Below are 14,549 nucleotides of genomic sequence, written 5' to 3' on the forward strand. Positions count from 1 at the left end.
ATGCATTTCGAAGACAGTCTCGATGAAGCACGCGCTGCGCTGGAATGCGCACGGCAGTCGATCGCGGATGAAATCAGGGATTACCCGACACCCGTTTCCGGCTGCGATGCGCAGTATAACCACCTCCTGTCAAAGCGCGCGCAGATCACCAGGGCCCTGACTGCCTTGCACATGGACGTGTTCGTACCGACCCCCCGGACACTGGTTGAAGGCAGCGGTGTGGAGAGCCGATGAAAGTACATATTCTGGACGACTGGTTCGATACGCTGCGCACACTGCCGTGTTACGCCAAACTCGAAAATCACGATGTCACGGTCTGGACGGACCATGTCGAGGACCCGGCCGTTCTGGCATCGCGCCTCGAAGCGGCGGAGGCGGTGGTCCTGTTCCGCGAACGCACAAAAGTCACGGCTGACCTGCTTGACCGGCTTCCGGGCCTGAAACTGATCTCCCAGCGCAGCGTCTACCCGCATATCGATGTCGATGCCTGTACCAGGAACGGCGTCTTGCTCTGCTCCAACATGCATGCGGGCACACCGAGCTATGCGGCGGCGGAACTCACACTGACGCTGATCCTGGCAAGCTTCCGGCAAATCCCCGAACAGGTCGCCTCGATCCGGGGCGGCAACTGGCAGATGGGTGTCGGCCGGAGCCTGCGTGGCAGGACGCTCGGCCTTTACGGCTACGGACGCATCGCCAAGGCTGTCGCCGGTTACGCCGACGCCATCGGCATGAAGGTGCAATGGTGGTCTTCGGATGCCGGACGCGCACGGGCAGAGGCCGACGGCGTTCGGTTGGCCGAGAGCCGGGACGCCTTCTTCGGAACGTCAGACATTGTCAGCCTGCACGTGCGGTTGAAACCGGACACGAAAGGCATCATCACGGCGGACGATCTCGCCGCCATGCGACCGCGGTCCCTTCTGGTCAACACGTCCCGTTCGGGCCTGATCGTCCAGGGTGCGCTTGAAGCGGAGATCGCACGAAACAGGATCTTCGCCGCCGTCGACGTCTTCGACACGGAACCGCTGACCGACACCGCCAACCCGCTGCTCACCCATCCGAACGTACTGCCAACGCCGCATATCGGGTATGTGACCGAAGATGAATTCGATCTGCAGTTCTCCGACATCTTCGACCAGGTGAATGCCTATTCCAGCGGCGAGCCGATCAACATGATCAACCCGCAGGTCTGGACCGGCGGCGAAGACTGACACAGGTGCTCCGGGGTCGCGCACGGTCCAGCCATAGCCGGGCATCCCGGACGCGGGCAGCAGGTGTCAGGCGGCCTCTTCCTGGAGAATGCGCCGCAAACCCTCGATCTTGGGTGAACGGCTGTTCCTGGGCCAGATCAGCAGCGTGCGGATCCGGTTCTGACCGTCCGGTAACGTATTGATGCGCAGGCGGCGGCTTTCGGGAAAGGTCGCGATCACGCTTTTGGGCACAAGCGCGGCCCCCATGCCGGTCAGAACGCAGCCAAGCATCGCGTGATACGAGCCGAGTTCGATCGTGCGCTCCGGCATCTCGTCGCGGAGCGCGTACCACTCCTCCAGCCTGCGCCTGTGCGGACAGCCATGCTCGAATACGATCATGGTGCCGGGCACGCTCCCCTTGCGGTCAATCGGGGGATGCTCCGTCGATGTGACGATGACCGGTTCCTCCTCGAAGGCGACGATCGAGTCGAACCTGGCCTCCGCAACCGGCTCGGCCACGAGCGCAGCATCAATCTCACCAGCCAGGAGCGCGTTGGCCAACTGTGTCGGGTTTCCCGTTCTGAGCTCCAGAACGACATCAGGAAACTTTTGCGCATAGATCGAAAGAGGGGCGGGAAGACGCACGGCGGCCGTGCTTTCCATGGATCCCAACCGAAATACACCGCGCGGCCTGCCTCCCTGAACGGCGGCCTCCGTCTCGCTCGCCAAGGCGAGCAACCGGTCCGCATAGTCCAGCAGGGTCCGGCCTGCGGGGGTCAGCACGAGACGCTTTCCGCGCCGGTCGAACAATTTGGTGTTCAACTTGTCTTCCAGCTGCCGGACCCGGGTCGTGACGTTGGATTGCACACGATGAAGCTTTTCGGCAGCCCGGGTGATGCCGCCCTCGCGCACGACGGCAACGAATATCTTCAGGTCACTCAGTTCCATGCATCTCTTCCAGAGAATGTTTCGTTCTCAATTATTCATTTTTTCTCATGCAAGGAAAGCCGTATGTCCAGACCCGTCCTGCAGATGCAATGCCATCCAGGATCTGAAAACAGGAGATGCACATGTCAAAAGGATACTGGGTCGTTCGGGTGTCGGTCAGAAACGCGGAGAATTATCCCGCCTACCTTGCCGCAGCCAGACAGGCGTTCGAGAAATACGACGCGCGCTTCCTCGTCAGAGGCGGCCAATTCAGGGACCCGGAAGGCAAGTCCCGCGACCGCAACGTCGTCGTGGAATTCAGGGACTTCCAGACGGCTCTGGCCTGCTACGACTCGCCGGAATATCAGGCGGCGCGCGAGATCAGAATGGCGAATGCGGAGGCCGATTTCCTGATCATCGAAGGCACCTGATGCTTTTAAGCGCCGTGACGCCCATGACCCCCGCCGGAAAGAAACGAAGCCCGTCACACATGGTTGGCGGGCTTCTTTTTGTCCGGTTTCCAGGACCCGGCCACTTCGGGACCCGGCCCTTTGGTGGCTTCATCCGGGGTGCATCGCCAAGGCGCTTCCGTTTCCGCCTGCCACCGCAACAGATTCTTTGCGGTTTTCGCCTGCGTCCATGGTGTAGCCAGAACGCTGCCTGTTCCGTCCCGCGGGCGGGCGACCCACCGAAACGCAAGCCAAATCGAAAACTTCTTTAATTCAATATTTTAGAAACTAAATCGGCCCTGCGGAATTCGTTTTTCCGTTGCTCCCTTCCCGCAACGGCAGAACCGCTATCCATGCGCCCGGGATCAAGAATTCATAATGTGAGATTATATTTATATCTGTAATATAATAGCTCCAATTATTGAACGTGACGCATTATTTTGCATGCTTAATTTCTGATCGCGCATCCGCTCGACACCGCCGATAGCGCCTTCCCGCGCCATCAATGTTCTGTTTCCCGCGTGCTGCTTTTCCACTCCCGATAGCAGCAGCATGATCGCAAGGAGATTTACATGAATTTCAAAGGCTTTCGAACGGCTCTCGCCCTTACCGCCTGCCTGGCGCTCACACCTGCCGCTGCCGAGGAGGTTTACAACGTCGCCCTGGACGGCACCTTCGCCCCGCACGCAATGCCGAAACTCGATGGCGGTGTCGAAGGGTTCAACGTCGATCTTGCCGAAGCACTCGGCAAGGAAATGGGCGCGACGCTGAACGTCACCGCAGCGCAGTGGTCCGGTCTCCTGCCGGGCATGCAGGCCGGCACCTACGACTTCCTCGTTGCGCCGACAACCGTCACCGAAGAACGCACGAAGAGCATTCTGTTCAGCGAGGGCTATCTGAACACCGACTTCCAGTTCGTCGTCAAAGCCGAGGCGGAAGACATCGACAGCCTCGATGGCTTCAAAGGCAAGACCATCGCCGTCAACAAGGGGTCCGCCTATGACAAGTGGGCCCGTGACCTGACCGATGAGGTCGGCTGGGTGGTCGAGTCCTACGGCACCAACAGCGATGCGGTGCAGGCGGTCCTGTCCGGACGCGCATTCGCAAATGTCGCCGGCAACACGGTCAGCGCATGGGCCGTGAAGAAGACGCCCGCGCTGAAGCTCTCCTACCTGCATTCGACCGGCAAGGTCTTTGCCATTCCGTTCCCGAAGGACAAGCCCGAACTCAGGGCGAAAGTCGAAGGCGCGCTGGAATGCCTCAAGTCCAAGGGCGTGCTCGCGGAACTGTCCGAAAAGTGGTTCGGTGTCACACCGGCTGAAGGCTCGGCAGCCGCGACGGTCTACCCCGGATACGGTGTCCCCGATCTGGAGGGATACGTGTCCGAACCTCACGAGCTGAGCTGCTCCTGATCTTTTTCAAGAAAGACAAGCCGGGCGGGCCGCCAGAGCCTGCCCGGCCCTGTTCTGACTTCAGGAATTTTCCGCGTGTCGCACAGACTGCCCATCCTCACGATTGACAATCTTCATCTTCGCTATGGCGATGTCGACGCCCTCAGGGGCATCACCCTGGAGGCCGGAACCGGAGAGATGACGTTCCTGATCGGGCCGTCCGGGTCAGGCAAAAGCAGTCTCCTGAGATGCTGCAACCGCCTGGAAACCCCGACATCCGGCAAGATCTACGTGGATGGCGAAGACATCACCCATCGCTCCATCAATCTGAACCGCGTCCGGCGTGGCATAGGCATGGTCTTCCAGTCGTTCAATCTCTATCCGCATATGAGCGCGCAGGGCAACGTCATGCTGGCGTTGCGCAAGGTTCTCGGCAAAAGCCGCGCGGAGGCGGAGGCCATTGCCCTGAAGCAGCTGGAGCGCGTCGGCCTGTCGGACCGGGCGGGACACTACCCGAACCAGCTTTCAGGCGGTCAGCAGCAAAGGGTCGCAATAGCCCGCTCACTGGCGCTTGAACCAAAAATCATGCTGTTCGACGAACCGACCAGCGCGCTGGACCCGGAACTGGTCGGAGAGGTTCTGAAAGTCATGCGGCAGCTGAAAGACGACGGCATGACCATGCTCGTCGTCAGCCACGAGATGCGCTTTGCGAAAGCCGCATCCGATCACGTGGTCTTCATGGCGGAAGGACAGATCGTGGAAGCCGGCCCTCCCGCACAGATCTTCGACGAACCAGTGCACGCACGCACCCGGACTTTCCTGCAAGAAGCCTATCACTAGAGCCCTTTTGAATGAGATGACCCGTTTCGACCGCTTCGTGGACACCTTCTTCAAACCGGAGGTGATGCAGCAATACTGGCCCGATATCGTCAGCGGCCTGTTCGTGACCTGCCAGATTGCAATCCTGGTCATCGTCAGCGGCATATCGCTCGGTCTCGCGCTCGCGGTTCTGCGCAGCTACGGCTTCAGGGCGATCAATCTGCCAATCGTCATCTTCGTGGATCTGCTGCGGGCGCTGCCACCGCTCGTTCTCATTCTCATACTCTATTTCGGCCTGCCGAATCTCGGGATCAATCTCTCCGGTTTTCTGGTCTTGTGGATCGTGCTGACGCTGGTTCTGTCGGCCTTTGCCGAGGAAATCTTCTGGGCGGGCATTCTCTCGGTTCCGGAAGGCCAATGGCAGGCTGCGCGGTCGACCGGGCTGGGGCGCTTTCAGACCCTGATCTACGTCGTCATCCCCCAGGCGGTGCGGATGACGGTCGCGCCGCTGACCAACCGGACGATCGCGATCACCAAGAACACCGCGCTCGGCATGGTGATCGGCGTTCCCGAACTTCTCAATCAGGCCACCACGGCTCAATCCTTCGCAGCCAACGCAACGCCTTTGATGATGGCAACGATCGCCTATCTCATCCTGTTCATTCCGGTGGTCTATGCGGGACGGCGGCTTGAAAAGGCCTATGCCTGGAGGCGGCTCTGATGGAACAGATCCTGCTTCAGTTCTTCAATGTCGACATCATGGTCCAGGCCTGGCCGATCATGCTGCGCGGGTTCGGCATGACGCTGCTGCTCTGCATCGTCGTCATTCCCAGCGGGCTTCTCGGCGGACTTGCCGTCGCGCTCCTGAGCACATCGGAAAGGCGCTGGATCCGATGGCCTGTCGCCATTCTGGTGGACATCTTCAGGGCCATCCCGCCGCTGGCGCTGCTGATCATGATATCAGCCGGGCTGCCCTTTGCCGGCATTCGCCTCAGCCCGTTCGCAGCCGTCTGCCTGTCCTTCCTCCTGAACAATTCCGCCTATTACGGCGAGATCTACCGGGCCGGGATCGAATCGATCGGCACGGGCCAGGACGAGGCCGCGAGATCGACCGGTCTCACCGGTTTCCAGTCCATGGTCTACGTGATCCTGCCGCAAGCGGTCAGAAACGTTTTGCCGGACCTTGTCAGCAACACGATCGAAGTGGTCAAGCTGACATCGCTTGCCAGTGTCGTCGCCTTTGCCGAACTGCTCTACTCTGCCGACATGGCCCGTTCCGTCACCTACAACGCTTCGCCAATCGTCATGGCTGCGTGCTTTTACCTTGTGCTCCTGTGGCCGGCCGTCCGTCTGGCCAGCCGCCTGGAACGCAAGCTTTCGACATGATCAGGAGATCGATTGATGCGTGAGATCGTAACCGCCGCACTGCAAATGGGCCCGATCCAGAAGGCCGATACGCGCAAGGACGTGGTTGAGCGGATGATTGCACTCCTTGACAGGGCAAAGGATGCCGGCGCGACGCTCGCCGTCTTCCCCGAGCTTGCTCTGACGACGTTTTTCCCGCGCTGGTACATGGAGGATCAGGCGGAGGTCGACAGCTGGTTCGAAACGGAGTTGCCATCTGCGGAAACCCGGCCGCTTTTCGACCGCGCGAAGGCCTATGGCATCGGCATGTATCTGGGATATGCGGAAAAAACGCCGGATGGGCATCACTTCAACACGTCCATCCTGCTGTCGCCTCAAGGTGACATCATCGGCAAATACCGGAAAATCCATCTTCCGGGCCACGCGGACTACGATACCAAGCGCGCCTTTCAGCATCTGGAAAAGCGCTACTTCGAGCCGGGAGACCTCGGATTTCCCGTCTGGCGAAGCCAGGGCGGCATTCTGGGAATGTGTATCTGCAATGACCGGCGCTGGCCGGAAACCTATCGCGTCATGGGGCTGCAGGGCGTCGAGATGGTGATGCTCGGATTCAACACGCCGGCAGTCAATTCCCAGATGTCGCAGGAAGGGCCGGAGGACCGCCTGTTCCATCACCGCCTGAGCGTTCAGGCGGGCGCCTACCAGAATGCGACCTGGGTGATTGCAGTCGCAAAGGCCGGCGTCGAGGACGGGCATCCCCTGATCGGCGGTAGTCTCATTGTCGACCCGAACGGTAAAATCGTCGCAGAAAGCAAGACAGAGGACGACGAAATCCTCGTCCACGCCTGCGATCTCGACCTGTGCAATTTCGGCAAGGAAACGATTTTCGACTTCGCCAGGCACCGGCGGATCGAGCACTACGGTCTGATCACCGAGCGGACCGGCACCGTACTGCCGCCGGAATGAGCTGATGTTCCTGGACTTCACGGCCCTGTTGCCGCAGCAGCGTTACAAGCTTCTCACCGCCACCGTGGTCCCGCGCCCGATCGCGCTGGTCAGCACGATCTCGCCCGACGGGGTGGTCAACGCCGCGCCTTTCAGTTTCTTCAACGTCTTTTCCGAAGATCCCGCGCTTGCCATCCTTGGACTGGAATCGCGCCGCGACACCGGGACAATCAAGGACACGACCCGGAACATCATCGAGAGCGGCGAACTGGTCATAAACCTCGCCGACAGGCACATGGCGTCGGAAATGGCTGCCTGCGCCGCCGATCTCGGACCGGACCGTAGCGAACTCGACTTCGCGGGCCTGACAGCGACGCCATCGCATATCGTCGCGCCGCCCGGTATTGCCGAAGCGCCGATCCGCTTCGAATGCCGCCTGTTCGAAATGCGCCAGATCACGCCACTCCGGCATCTGTGCATCGCCGAGATACTCGCGTTGCATGCCAGGCCGGGCCTGGTCGACGCCGCGACCCTGCATGTCGATGCGTCTGCCTATATGCCGGTCGGACGGCTGCACGGAACCGAGTATTGCGAAACGCAAGACCGTTTTAATCTTACCGTTCCGCAGCCCGGCAGCTAGCCGCCTGCGGACCGTCATGTTTGGAGGAGAACACACATGAAGCTGACCGTGGATGCCAGAGGCGTCTTCATAATTTCAGCCACACCGTTCACGGATACCGGTGCCATCGACTATGACAGCGCCGACCAGCTCGTGGAGTTTTATCTCGACAAGGGCGTAACCGGCATGACCATCCTCGGCATGATGGGAGAAGCGCCAAAACTCTCGGGGGACGAGTCCACCGCCTTTCTGACCCACATGCTCGAACGGGTCGACGGACGCGTGCCGGTCATCGTCGGCGTTTCCAGTCCCGGTATCGACAACCTGGCACACCTGTCGCATGCGGCGATGGACCGGGGCGCGGCGGGTGTCATGGTCGCTCCCATACGGGGTCTGGCGACCGAAGACAAGCATTACGGCTATTTCGCGCAGGTCTTCGAAGCGCTCGGACCCGATGTTCCGGTCTGCTATCAGGACTTTCCGCTGAGCACCGGCGTCTCGATTTCCGCGGCCCTGTTCAACCGGCTCGTTGAGGACTTCGAGCAACTGGTCATGCTGAAGCACGAGGACTGGCCGGGTCTGAACAAGCTGACCGCTGTCCGAGCAGCCGCCTCTGAAACCGGGGCCCGCCGGGTGTCGGTCCTGTGCGGGAACGGCGGACTGTTTCTTCCCGAAGAAATGATCCGCGGCGCGGATGGCGCCATGACTGGTTTCGCGTTTCCCGAGATGCTGGTGGGTGTCGTCAACCTGTGCAACGCTGGCAAGACAGCGGAGGCAAGCGACCTGTTCGATGCCTACCTGCCGATCATACGCCTCGAACAGCAGCCGGGCGCAGGGCTCGCGATCCGCAAGGAAATCCTGAAACGCCGCGGCGCGCTCTCGTCGGCCGCGACACGGCGGCCCGGACCCAAACTGACGGCGGAAGACATCGCGGATCTGGACAGGCTTCTCGCCCGTCTCGACATGCATTTGAAGGACATGGCTCATGGATCTTGAACTCAACGGCAAGTGCGCACTCGCTCTGGCCTCCAGCCAGGGACTGGGCCTCGGCATTGCAAACGCGCTGGCGCGCGAAGGCGCCCATGTCTGCCTGTCCGGGCGGTCGGAAGACAAGCTGGCGGAGGCCGCAGGCGAGCTGAACAGGAGCGGGCACAAAGCCGACTACGTGGTGTGCGACCTCTCTGCCGAAACGGCAGCGGACGATCTTTTTCAGGCAGCGCGTGCCAAACTCGGGCGTGTGGACATTCTGGTGAACAATACCGGCGGCCCGCCCCCCGGCCCCACAACCGCACATTCATCCGGCTTGTGGCGCACACAATTCGACACGATGGTCACGCGGCTGATCGAAGTGACAAATCTCTGCCTGCCCGGCATGGCCGAAAACGGTTGGGGCCGCATCCTGACGGTCGCATCGTCCGGCGTGGTGCAGCCGATCCCGAACCTTGCCATGTCGAACACGCTGCGCTCCGCCCTCATCGGCTGGTCGAAATCGCTCGCAGCTGAAGCCGCCAGCAACGGCATCACCTCCAACGTGCTTGTCCCGGGCCGAATTCACACCGCCCGCGTCGACGAACTGGACGGCAAGGCGGCCGAGCGCCAGGGCAAAACGCTGGACGAGATCCGGACCGCCTCCAGGGCGACCATTCCGGCCGGCCGCTACGGCGCCATCGAGGAATTCGCCGATGTCGCCGCCTTCCTGTGTTCTGCCCGCGCAAGTTATGTCACCGGCAGCGTCGTGCGCTGTGACGGCGGCCTGATCAAATCTGTCTGACGAGGAGCTGCGAACCCATGGCTGACTATGACCTCATCATCAAGGGCGGAACCGTGGCCACCGCGACCGACACGTTCAAGGCCGATATCGGCATAAGGGACGGCCGTATCGCGGCGCTCGGTCTCGGACTGGACGGCGCGGCAAGGACACTCGACGCGACCGGCAAGCTGGTTCTGCCGGGAGGTATCGAAACCCATTGCCACATCGAGCAGGAGTCCGCCACCGGGGCCATGACGTCGGACGACTATTTCTCCGGCAGCGTGTCGGCGGCGTTCGGCGGCAACTCGACCATCGTTCCCTTTGCCGCCCAGCATCGCGGCCAGACCATTACCGATGTCATCCGGACCTATGACGACCGGGCAGCGCCGAAATCCGTTCTCGACTATTCCTACCACCTGATCGTGTCCGACCCGACGGAGACCGTTCTGAACGAAGAACTGCCGATGGCGTTTGCGCGCGGCATCACCTCGTTCAAGGTGTTCATGACCTATGACAAGCTGATCGTTTCCGACGAGGCCATGCTCGACATTCTGGTCACCGCCAAGGAAAACGGCGGCCTGACCATGGTGCATGCCGAGAACAATGCGCTGATCAAGTGGATGGTGAACCGCCTGATTGCCCGCGGCTACGCGGCGCCGAAATATCACGCGGTCAGCCATCCGGCAGCGTCCGAAGCCGAGGCCATTCAACGGGGCATTGCCCTGGCCTCCTTCGTCGAAGCCCCGCTCCTGTTCGTGCATGTCTCCACCGACGCTGGTGCGCGGACAATTGCCGACGCACGCATGAACGGTCACATGATTTTCGGCGAAACCTGTCCCCAGTACATGTTTCTGACCGCCGACGACCTGGACCGGCCGGGCGCCGAAGGCGCGAAGTTCTGCTGCTCGCCGCCGCTCAGGGACAAGGCCACGCAGGATGTCCTGTGGCGGCACCTGAATGCAGGAACCCTGCAGCTCTACTCCTCGGATCACGCGCCCTATCGATTCGATGAAACCGGCAAGCTGTCGAGTGGCAGCAATCCGCCCTTCAACAGGATTGCCAACGGGCTGCCCGGTATAGAGCTCAGGGCACCGCTCCTGTTTTCCGAAGGTGTCACGAAGGGTCGCCTGTCGCTGAACGCGTTTGTTGCGCTGACAGCCACCAACGCCGCCCGGCTGTTCGGGATGCAGGACCGCAAGGGCTCGATCGCCATCGGGCTGGACGCGGATATCGCGATCTGGGATCCGGAGAAGAAAACCCGGGTGACCGCCACCGGCATGCACGACAACATGGACTATACGCCGTTCGAAGGCCTGGAGCTGACCGGCTGGCCGGTCACCGTGCTCAACCGCGGCAACGTCATCGTCGATGGCGGCGAGCTCAAGGCCGAGCGCGGTGCCGGTCAGTTCGTCAAGCGCCTGCCATTCGATGGCACCGGTTTCGTTCCCGCGCGCGCGCCGGAAATGATGCCGGCGACAAACTTTGGCGCAAACCTTTTCTAGGACCGGACCGATATGCCGAAAAAGATCGTGGTCATCAATCCGAATTCCAACCCGGCGGTCACCGAAGGCTTCTCGGACGCTGTCGAGCCGTTGCGCGTTGCCGCTGGTCCGCTGATCGAGTGCGTAACCCTGGAAAGCGGTCCGTTCGGCGTGGAGACTCAGCAGGACGTGGACAGCGTGATCCTGCCGTTGCGCGATCTCATGCTGGACCGGCCGGATGCGGATGCCTTCGTCATTGCCTGCTATTCCGATCCGGGCCTGGCGACCTGCCGCGAAGCGCTGTCCAAGCCGGTCTTCGGGATCCAGGAAAGCGGCCTGTTTGCCGCTTTGCAAAAAGGGGAAAGAGCGGGTGTGATTGCGCTCAGCCCAAGGTCGATTGCCCGCCATCTGCCTTATGTCCGCAGGCTCGGCGTGGACAGCCGGCTCGCCGCGGAACGTCCCCTGCACCTGTCCGTGGAAGCAGCAGAAAGCGACGACGCGTTCGGCCGCGTTCTGGAAGTCGCCACCGAGCTGAAGGAGCTGGATTTTGCGGACACGCTTGTCCTGGGCTGCGCCGGCATGGCACGGCATCGCCAAAAGCTTGAAAAGGCCGTAGGATTGCCCGTGACTGACCCCACCCAGGCCGCCGTTGGGCAGGCGCTGGGAACAGTGCTTCTGACACCATAGCCCGAGACCAAGCCCGGAGCATCGCTTGAAGATTACCCGGAAGAATGACCTGAGCCTCCGGCTGCTGGAGATCTTCGAAGCCCTGATGCGCTGTCAGACAACCGTCGGCGCCGCCGAAGATCTCGGCATTTCCCAGCCCGCGGTCTCCAACGGCATCAGCGCCCTGGAAAAACAGCTCGGCTTTTCCCTGTTCGAACGCACCGGACGAAAGCTGCAACCGACGGAAGATGCGCGCCTGTTCCTGGCGGAAGTCGAGCCGCTGTTTTCGATCCTGCGCAACATCGAGACGGAAGCCAGGGAATTGCGGGCCGCCAAATCCGGCCGCCTGCGTCTGTCGACGACGCCTCCGCTTGGCCACGGTGCGCTGCCGAGCATTCTGTCCGCCTTCCTCGAGGACCGCCCCAACGCAACCGTGCGCTACTCCGTGCGCAGGCTCGACACCGTTCTGCAAAACGTCAAGATGGGCATCGTCGACATGGGTTTTGTGCTCGGACTGAAAACCCATCTGGATCTCGATGTCATCGAACTGGCACAACAGAACATGGTCTGCGTGCTGCCGATCGGACATCCGCTCGAATCGAAAGCGGTTGTCAGTCCGCAGGACCTTGCGGGCAACCGCCTCATCGGCCTTGAGAGCCACATCGGCACCACGATCCGCCATGCCTTCGAGGAAACCGGTGCGCCCTTCGACGCCAAGGTCGAGGCACGCTACTGCCACACGGCGTGTATTCTGGCCGCGCAAGGCATCGGCGCGGCGGTGGTTGATCCCTATTCGGCCCTTTTTGCCAGCAATCTCAACATCGTGACGCGGCCATTCGTACCGGAGACCAAGATCGTGGCGAGCGTCGCCGTCCGGCGCGGCGCAAACATGCCGCGGATCGCCATCGATTTCATCGAACAGGTCAAACGGGAACTTGCCCGTAAAGACCCATCCGGGCTTGTCTAGCCTGCGGGTTTTCCAACAAAAAAGCCGCCCTGTTGGGCGGCTGTTTTGTTGGTTGCGGGAGCAGGATTTGAACCTGCGACCTTCAGGTTATGAGCCTGACGAGCTACCGGGCTGCTCCATCCCGCGTTGTTTTTTGGTGCACGGGAACCTGGGTTTCCGGCGCGGGCTTGTGCTTGCCCGGTGATTTTAGTTTTGCGCGTCCTTGATCCTGGCGGATCTGCGGGCGTCGCGGGGCTGCTCCTGGTGCCGGCACCTTCGCGTTTTTTTGTTGGGTGCTGGTTTGGGCGTTGCCCGAAGGGTTTCATCGTTGAGTTTCAAACTGCGTTTAGCAGGCCTGGCGGCGACCTACTCTCCCACACCTTAAGATGCAGTACCATTGGCGCTGGGGAGTTTCACGGCCGAGTTCGGGATGGGATCGGGTGGGGGCTCCCCGCTGAGGCCACCAGGCCGGCGAAGCGCAGTTTGTCGTGAACTGGTCTATTTCAGATAAGCATTGATTAATGAGAGCGATCAAGCCGAACGAGCTATTAGTAAAGCTAAGCTTCATGTGTTGCCACACTTCCACACGCTTCCTATCGACGTGGTGGTCTTCCACGGCTCTTCAGGGAGAACTGGTTTTGAGGTGGGTTTCCCGCTTAGATGCTTTCAGCGGTTATCCCTTCCGTACATAGCTACCCTGCAATGCGGCTGGCGCCACAACAGGTCCACCAGAGGTACGTCCATCCCGGTCCTCTCGTACTAGGGACAGATCCTCTCAATTCTCCTACACCCACGGCAGATAGGGACCGAACTGTCTCGCGACGTTCTGAACCCAACTCACGTACCACTTTAATTGGCGAACAGCCAAACCCTTGGGACCTGCTCCAGCCCCAGGATGTGATGAGTCGACATCGAGGTGCCAAACAATGCCGTCGATATGGACTCTTGGGCATCATCAGCCTGTTATCCCCGGCGTACCTTTTATCCGTTGAGCGATGGCCCTTCCACGAGGGACCACCGGATCACTATGGCCGACTTTCGTCTCTGCTCGACTTGTCAGTCTCGCAGTCAGGCAGGCTTATGCCATTGCACTCAACGAGCGATTTCCGACCGCTCTGAGCCCACCTTCGCGCGCCTCCGTTACCATTTGGGAGGCGACCGCCCCAGTCAAACTACCCGCCACACACGGTCCCGGATATTGTTGTACCGCGGTTAGATATCCATGACGACAAGGGTGGTATTTCAAGGGTGACTCCACCTCAGCTGGCGCCAAGGCTTCAACGTCTACCACCTATCCTACACATGTCGTGACGAATACCAGTGTGAAGCTGTAGTAAAGGTGCACGGGGTCTTTCCGTCTGACCGCAGGAACCCCGCATCTTCACGGGGAATTCAATTTCACTGAGTCTATGCTGGAGACAGCGGGGAAGTCGTTACGCCATTCGTGCAGGTCGGAACTTACCCGACAAGGAATTTCGCTACCTTAGGACCGTTATAGTTACGGCCGCCGTTTACTGGGGCTTCAATTCGGTGCTTGCACACCTCCTCTTAACCTTCCAGCACCGGGCAGGCGTCAGACCCTATACGTCGCCTTGCGGCTTCGCAGAGCCCTGTGTTTTTGATAAACAGTCGCCACCCCCTGGTCTGTGCCACCCCAATCCGGTTGCCCGAACTGAGGTCTCCCTTCTCGCGAACTTACGGGAGCATTTTGCCGAGTTCCTTCAGCATAGTTCTCTCAAGCGCCTTGGTATGCTCTACCAGTCCACCTGTGTCGGTTTCGGGTACGGTTTATAAGGTGGAGCTATTTCCTGGAACACATTCGCTGCACCCCCAATCCAATAAGGAGATACAACACACTGCATCCGTCACTACCACCAAGCTGCAGAATATTAACTGCATTCCCATCGACTACGCCTTTCGGCCTCGCCTTAGGGGCCGGCTAACCCTGCGCCGATTAGCGTTGCGCAGGAACCCTTGGACTTTCGGCGAGCGGGTCTCTCA

Annotated in this window: 15 protein-coding genes, 1 tRNA gene and 2 rRNA genes (1 of these 18 only partly in view); 14 read left to right on the forward strand and 4 right to left on the reverse strand. The window is 60.7% G+C overall.

Translation table 11 applies throughout. The features are described from left to right. Both ACO08A_RS10120 and ACO08A_RS10125 read left to right on the forward strand, forming a co-directional pair. A complete protein-coding gene (locus ACO08A_RS10120; RefSeq protein WP_421980580.1) occupies nt 1–234 on the forward strand; it encodes a hypothetical protein in 234 nt (77 codons plus the stop codon). Beyond that, nucleotides 231–1,211 (forward strand): D-2-hydroxyacid dehydrogenase family protein, encoded by a 981-nt coding sequence (locus tag ACO08A_RS10125; RefSeq protein ID WP_422040969.1) that lies wholly within the window; start codon nt 231–233, stop codon nt 1,209–1,211. The genes ACO08A_RS10120 and ACO08A_RS10125 overlap by 4 nt, the downstream gene beginning before the upstream one ends. Nucleotides 1,212–1,277: 66 nt before the next feature. Here the strand turns inward: ACO08A_RS10125 and ACO08A_RS10130 are convergent, their stop codons facing one another. Then, a complete protein-coding gene (locus tag ACO08A_RS10130; protein ID WP_422040970.1) occupies nt 1,278–2,138 on the reverse strand; it encodes a LysR substrate-binding domain-containing protein in 861 nt (286 codons plus the stop codon). Between the two features lie 122 nt (nt 2,139–2,260). On the opposite strand from ACO08A_RS10130, the gene ACO08A_RS10135 reads away from it, so the two are divergent. The 12 genes from ACO08A_RS10135 to ACO08A_RS10190 all read left to right on the forward strand — a co-directional run bounded on the left by ACO08A_RS10135 (nt 2,261) and on the right by ACO08A_RS10190 (nt 12,569). Then, nucleotides 2,261–2,548: a DUF1330 domain-containing protein gene (locus ACO08A_RS10135; RefSeq protein WP_422040971.1), complete on the forward strand. Its 288-nt coding sequence runs from the start codon at nt 2,261–2,263 to the stop codon at nt 2,546–2,548. 590 nt (nt 2,549–3,138) lie between these two features. Continuing rightward, the gene (locus tag ACO08A_RS10140; protein ID WP_422040972.1) at nt 3,139–3,978 is read left to right on the forward strand and encodes a transporter substrate-binding domain-containing protein; all 840 of its coding nucleotides are present in this window, start codon (nt 3,139–3,141) and stop codon (nt 3,976–3,978) included. Between the two features lie 75 nt (nt 3,979–4,053). After that, on the forward strand, nt 4,054–4,797 hold the full coding sequence (locus ACO08A_RS10145; RefSeq protein WP_422040973.1) for an amino acid ABC transporter ATP-binding protein: 744 nt from the start codon (nt 4,054–4,056) through the stop codon (nt 4,795–4,797). Between the two features lie 16 nt (nt 4,798–4,813). Further along, nucleotides 4,814–5,497, forward strand: a complete 684-nt coding sequence (locus ACO08A_RS10150; RefSeq protein WP_421980574.1) for an amino acid ABC transporter permease — start codon at nt 4,814–4,816, stop codon at nt 5,495–5,497. Further along, entirely contained in the window at nt 5,497–6,162 is a 666-nt protein-coding gene (locus ACO08A_RS10155) for an amino acid ABC transporter permease (protein ID WP_422040974.1), read from the forward strand. Before ACO08A_RS10150 ends, ACO08A_RS10155 begins: the two co-directional genes overlap by 1 nt. A gap of 15 nt (nt 6,163–6,177) precedes the next feature. After that, nucleotides 6,178–7,107 (forward strand): N-carbamoyl-D-amino-acid hydrolase, encoded by a 930-nt coding sequence (locus ACO08A_RS10160; RefSeq protein WP_422040975.1) that lies wholly within the window; start codon nt 6,178–6,180, stop codon nt 7,105–7,107. Between the two features lie 4 nt (nt 7,108–7,111). Next, a complete protein-coding gene (locus ACO08A_RS10165; protein ID WP_422040976.1) occupies nt 7,112–7,726 on the forward strand; it encodes a flavin reductase family protein in 615 nt (204 codons plus the stop codon). Nucleotides 7,727–7,762: 36 nt separating this feature from the next. After that, nucleotides 7,763–8,701, forward strand: a complete 939-nt coding sequence (locus ACO08A_RS10170; RefSeq protein ID WP_422040977.1) for a dihydrodipicolinate synthase family protein — start codon at nt 7,763–7,765, stop codon at nt 8,699–8,701. Then, nucleotides 8,691–9,476, forward strand: a complete 786-nt coding sequence (locus ACO08A_RS10175; RefSeq protein WP_422040978.1) for an SDR family oxidoreductase — start codon at nt 8,691–8,693, stop codon at nt 9,474–9,476. The genes ACO08A_RS10170 and ACO08A_RS10175 overlap by 11 nt, the downstream gene beginning before the upstream one ends. Before the next feature lie 17 nt (nt 9,477–9,493). After that, the gene (hydA, locus tag ACO08A_RS10180) at nt 9,494–10,957 is read left to right on the forward strand and encodes a dihydropyrimidinase (protein WP_422040979.1); all 1,464 of its coding nucleotides are present in this window, start codon (nt 9,494–9,496) and stop codon (nt 10,955–10,957) included. 12 nt (nt 10,958–10,969) lie between these two features. Beyond that, the gene (locus ACO08A_RS10185) at nt 10,970–11,623 is read left to right on the forward strand and encodes an aspartate/glutamate racemase family protein (RefSeq protein ID WP_422040980.1); all 654 of its coding nucleotides are present in this window, start codon (nt 10,970–10,972) and stop codon (nt 11,621–11,623) included. A 25-nt stretch (nt 11,624–11,648) separates the two neighbouring features. Then, nucleotides 11,649–12,569, forward strand: coding sequence for a LysR family transcriptional regulator (locus tag ACO08A_RS10190; RefSeq protein ID WP_422040981.1), 921 nt, complete (start codon nt 11,649–11,651; stop codon nt 12,567–12,569). 49 nt (nt 12,570–12,618) lie between these two features. Here ACO08A_RS10190 and ACO08A_RS10195 read toward each other — a convergent pair. From ACO08A_RS10195 to ACO08A_RS10205, 3 genes are all read right to left on the reverse strand, one after another. Further along, a tRNA-Met gene (locus tag ACO08A_RS10195) sits at nt 12,619–12,695 on the reverse strand. Between the two features lie 206 nt (nt 12,696–12,901). Then, nucleotides 12,902–13,016: ribosomal RNA gene (gene rrf / locus ACO08A_RS10200) — 5S ribosomal RNA — on the reverse strand. A gap of 59 nt (nt 13,017–13,075) precedes the next feature. Beyond that, nucleotides 13,076–14,549 (reverse strand): 23S ribosomal RNA (locus tag ACO08A_RS10205) (it continues 1,248 nt past the right edge of the window).

Source organism: Roseibium sp., assembly GCF_965232425.1.
In the GTDB taxonomy this organism is placed as follows: Bacteria; Pseudomonadota; Alphaproteobacteria; order Rhizobiales; family Stappiaceae; genus Roseibium.

What these genes read in the sequence shown, in the direction of transcription:
- ACO08A_RS10120 (WP_421980580.1), top strand. Translation starts at nt 1, where the DNA reads ATGCATTTCGAAGACAGTCTCGATGAAGCACGCGCTGCGCTGGAATGC.
- ACO08A_RS10155 (WP_422040974.1), top strand. Translation starts at nt 5,497, where the DNA reads ATGGAACAGATCCTGCTTCAGTTCTTCAATGTCGACATCATGGTCCAG.
- ACO08A_RS10170 (WP_422040977.1), top strand. Translation starts at nt 7,763, where the DNA reads ATGAAGCTGACCGTGGATGCCAGAGGCGTCTTCATAATTTCAGCCACA.
- ACO08A_RS10135 (WP_422040971.1), top strand. Translation starts at nt 2,261, where the DNA reads ATGTCAAAAGGATACTGGGTCGTTCGGGTGTCGGTCAGAAACGCGGAG.
- hydA (WP_422040979.1), top strand. Translation starts at nt 9,494, where the DNA reads ATGGCTGACTATGACCTCATCATCAAGGGCGGAACCGTGGCCACCGCG.
- ACO08A_RS10175 (WP_422040978.1), top strand. Translation starts at nt 8,691, where the DNA reads ATGGATCTTGAACTCAACGGCAAGTGCGCACTCGCTCTGGCCTCCAGC.
- ACO08A_RS10150 (WP_421980574.1), top strand. Translation starts at nt 4,814, where the DNA reads ATGACCCGTTTCGACCGCTTCGTGGACACCTTCTTCAAACCGGAGGTG.
- ACO08A_RS10185 (WP_422040980.1), top strand. Translation starts at nt 10,970, where the DNA reads ATGCCGAAAAAGATCGTGGTCATCAATCCGAATTCCAACCCGGCGGTC.
- ACO08A_RS10165 (WP_422040976.1), top strand. Translation starts at nt 7,112, where the DNA reads ATGTTCCTGGACTTCACGGCCCTGTTGCCGCAGCAGCGTTACAAGCTT.
- ACO08A_RS10130 (WP_422040970.1), bottom strand. Translation starts at nt 2,138, where the DNA reads ATGGAACTGAGTGACCTGAAGATATTCGTTGCCGTCGTGCGCGAGGGC.
- ACO08A_RS10140 (WP_422040972.1), top strand. Translation starts at nt 3,139, where the DNA reads ATGAATTTCAAAGGCTTTCGAACGGCTCTCGCCCTTACCGCCTGCCTG.
- ACO08A_RS10160 (WP_422040975.1), top strand. Translation starts at nt 6,178, where the DNA reads ATGCGTGAGATCGTAACCGCCGCACTGCAAATGGGCCCGATCCAGAAG.
- ACO08A_RS10125 (WP_422040969.1), top strand. Translation starts at nt 231, where the DNA reads ATGAAAGTACATATTCTGGACGACTGGTTCGATACGCTGCGCACACTG.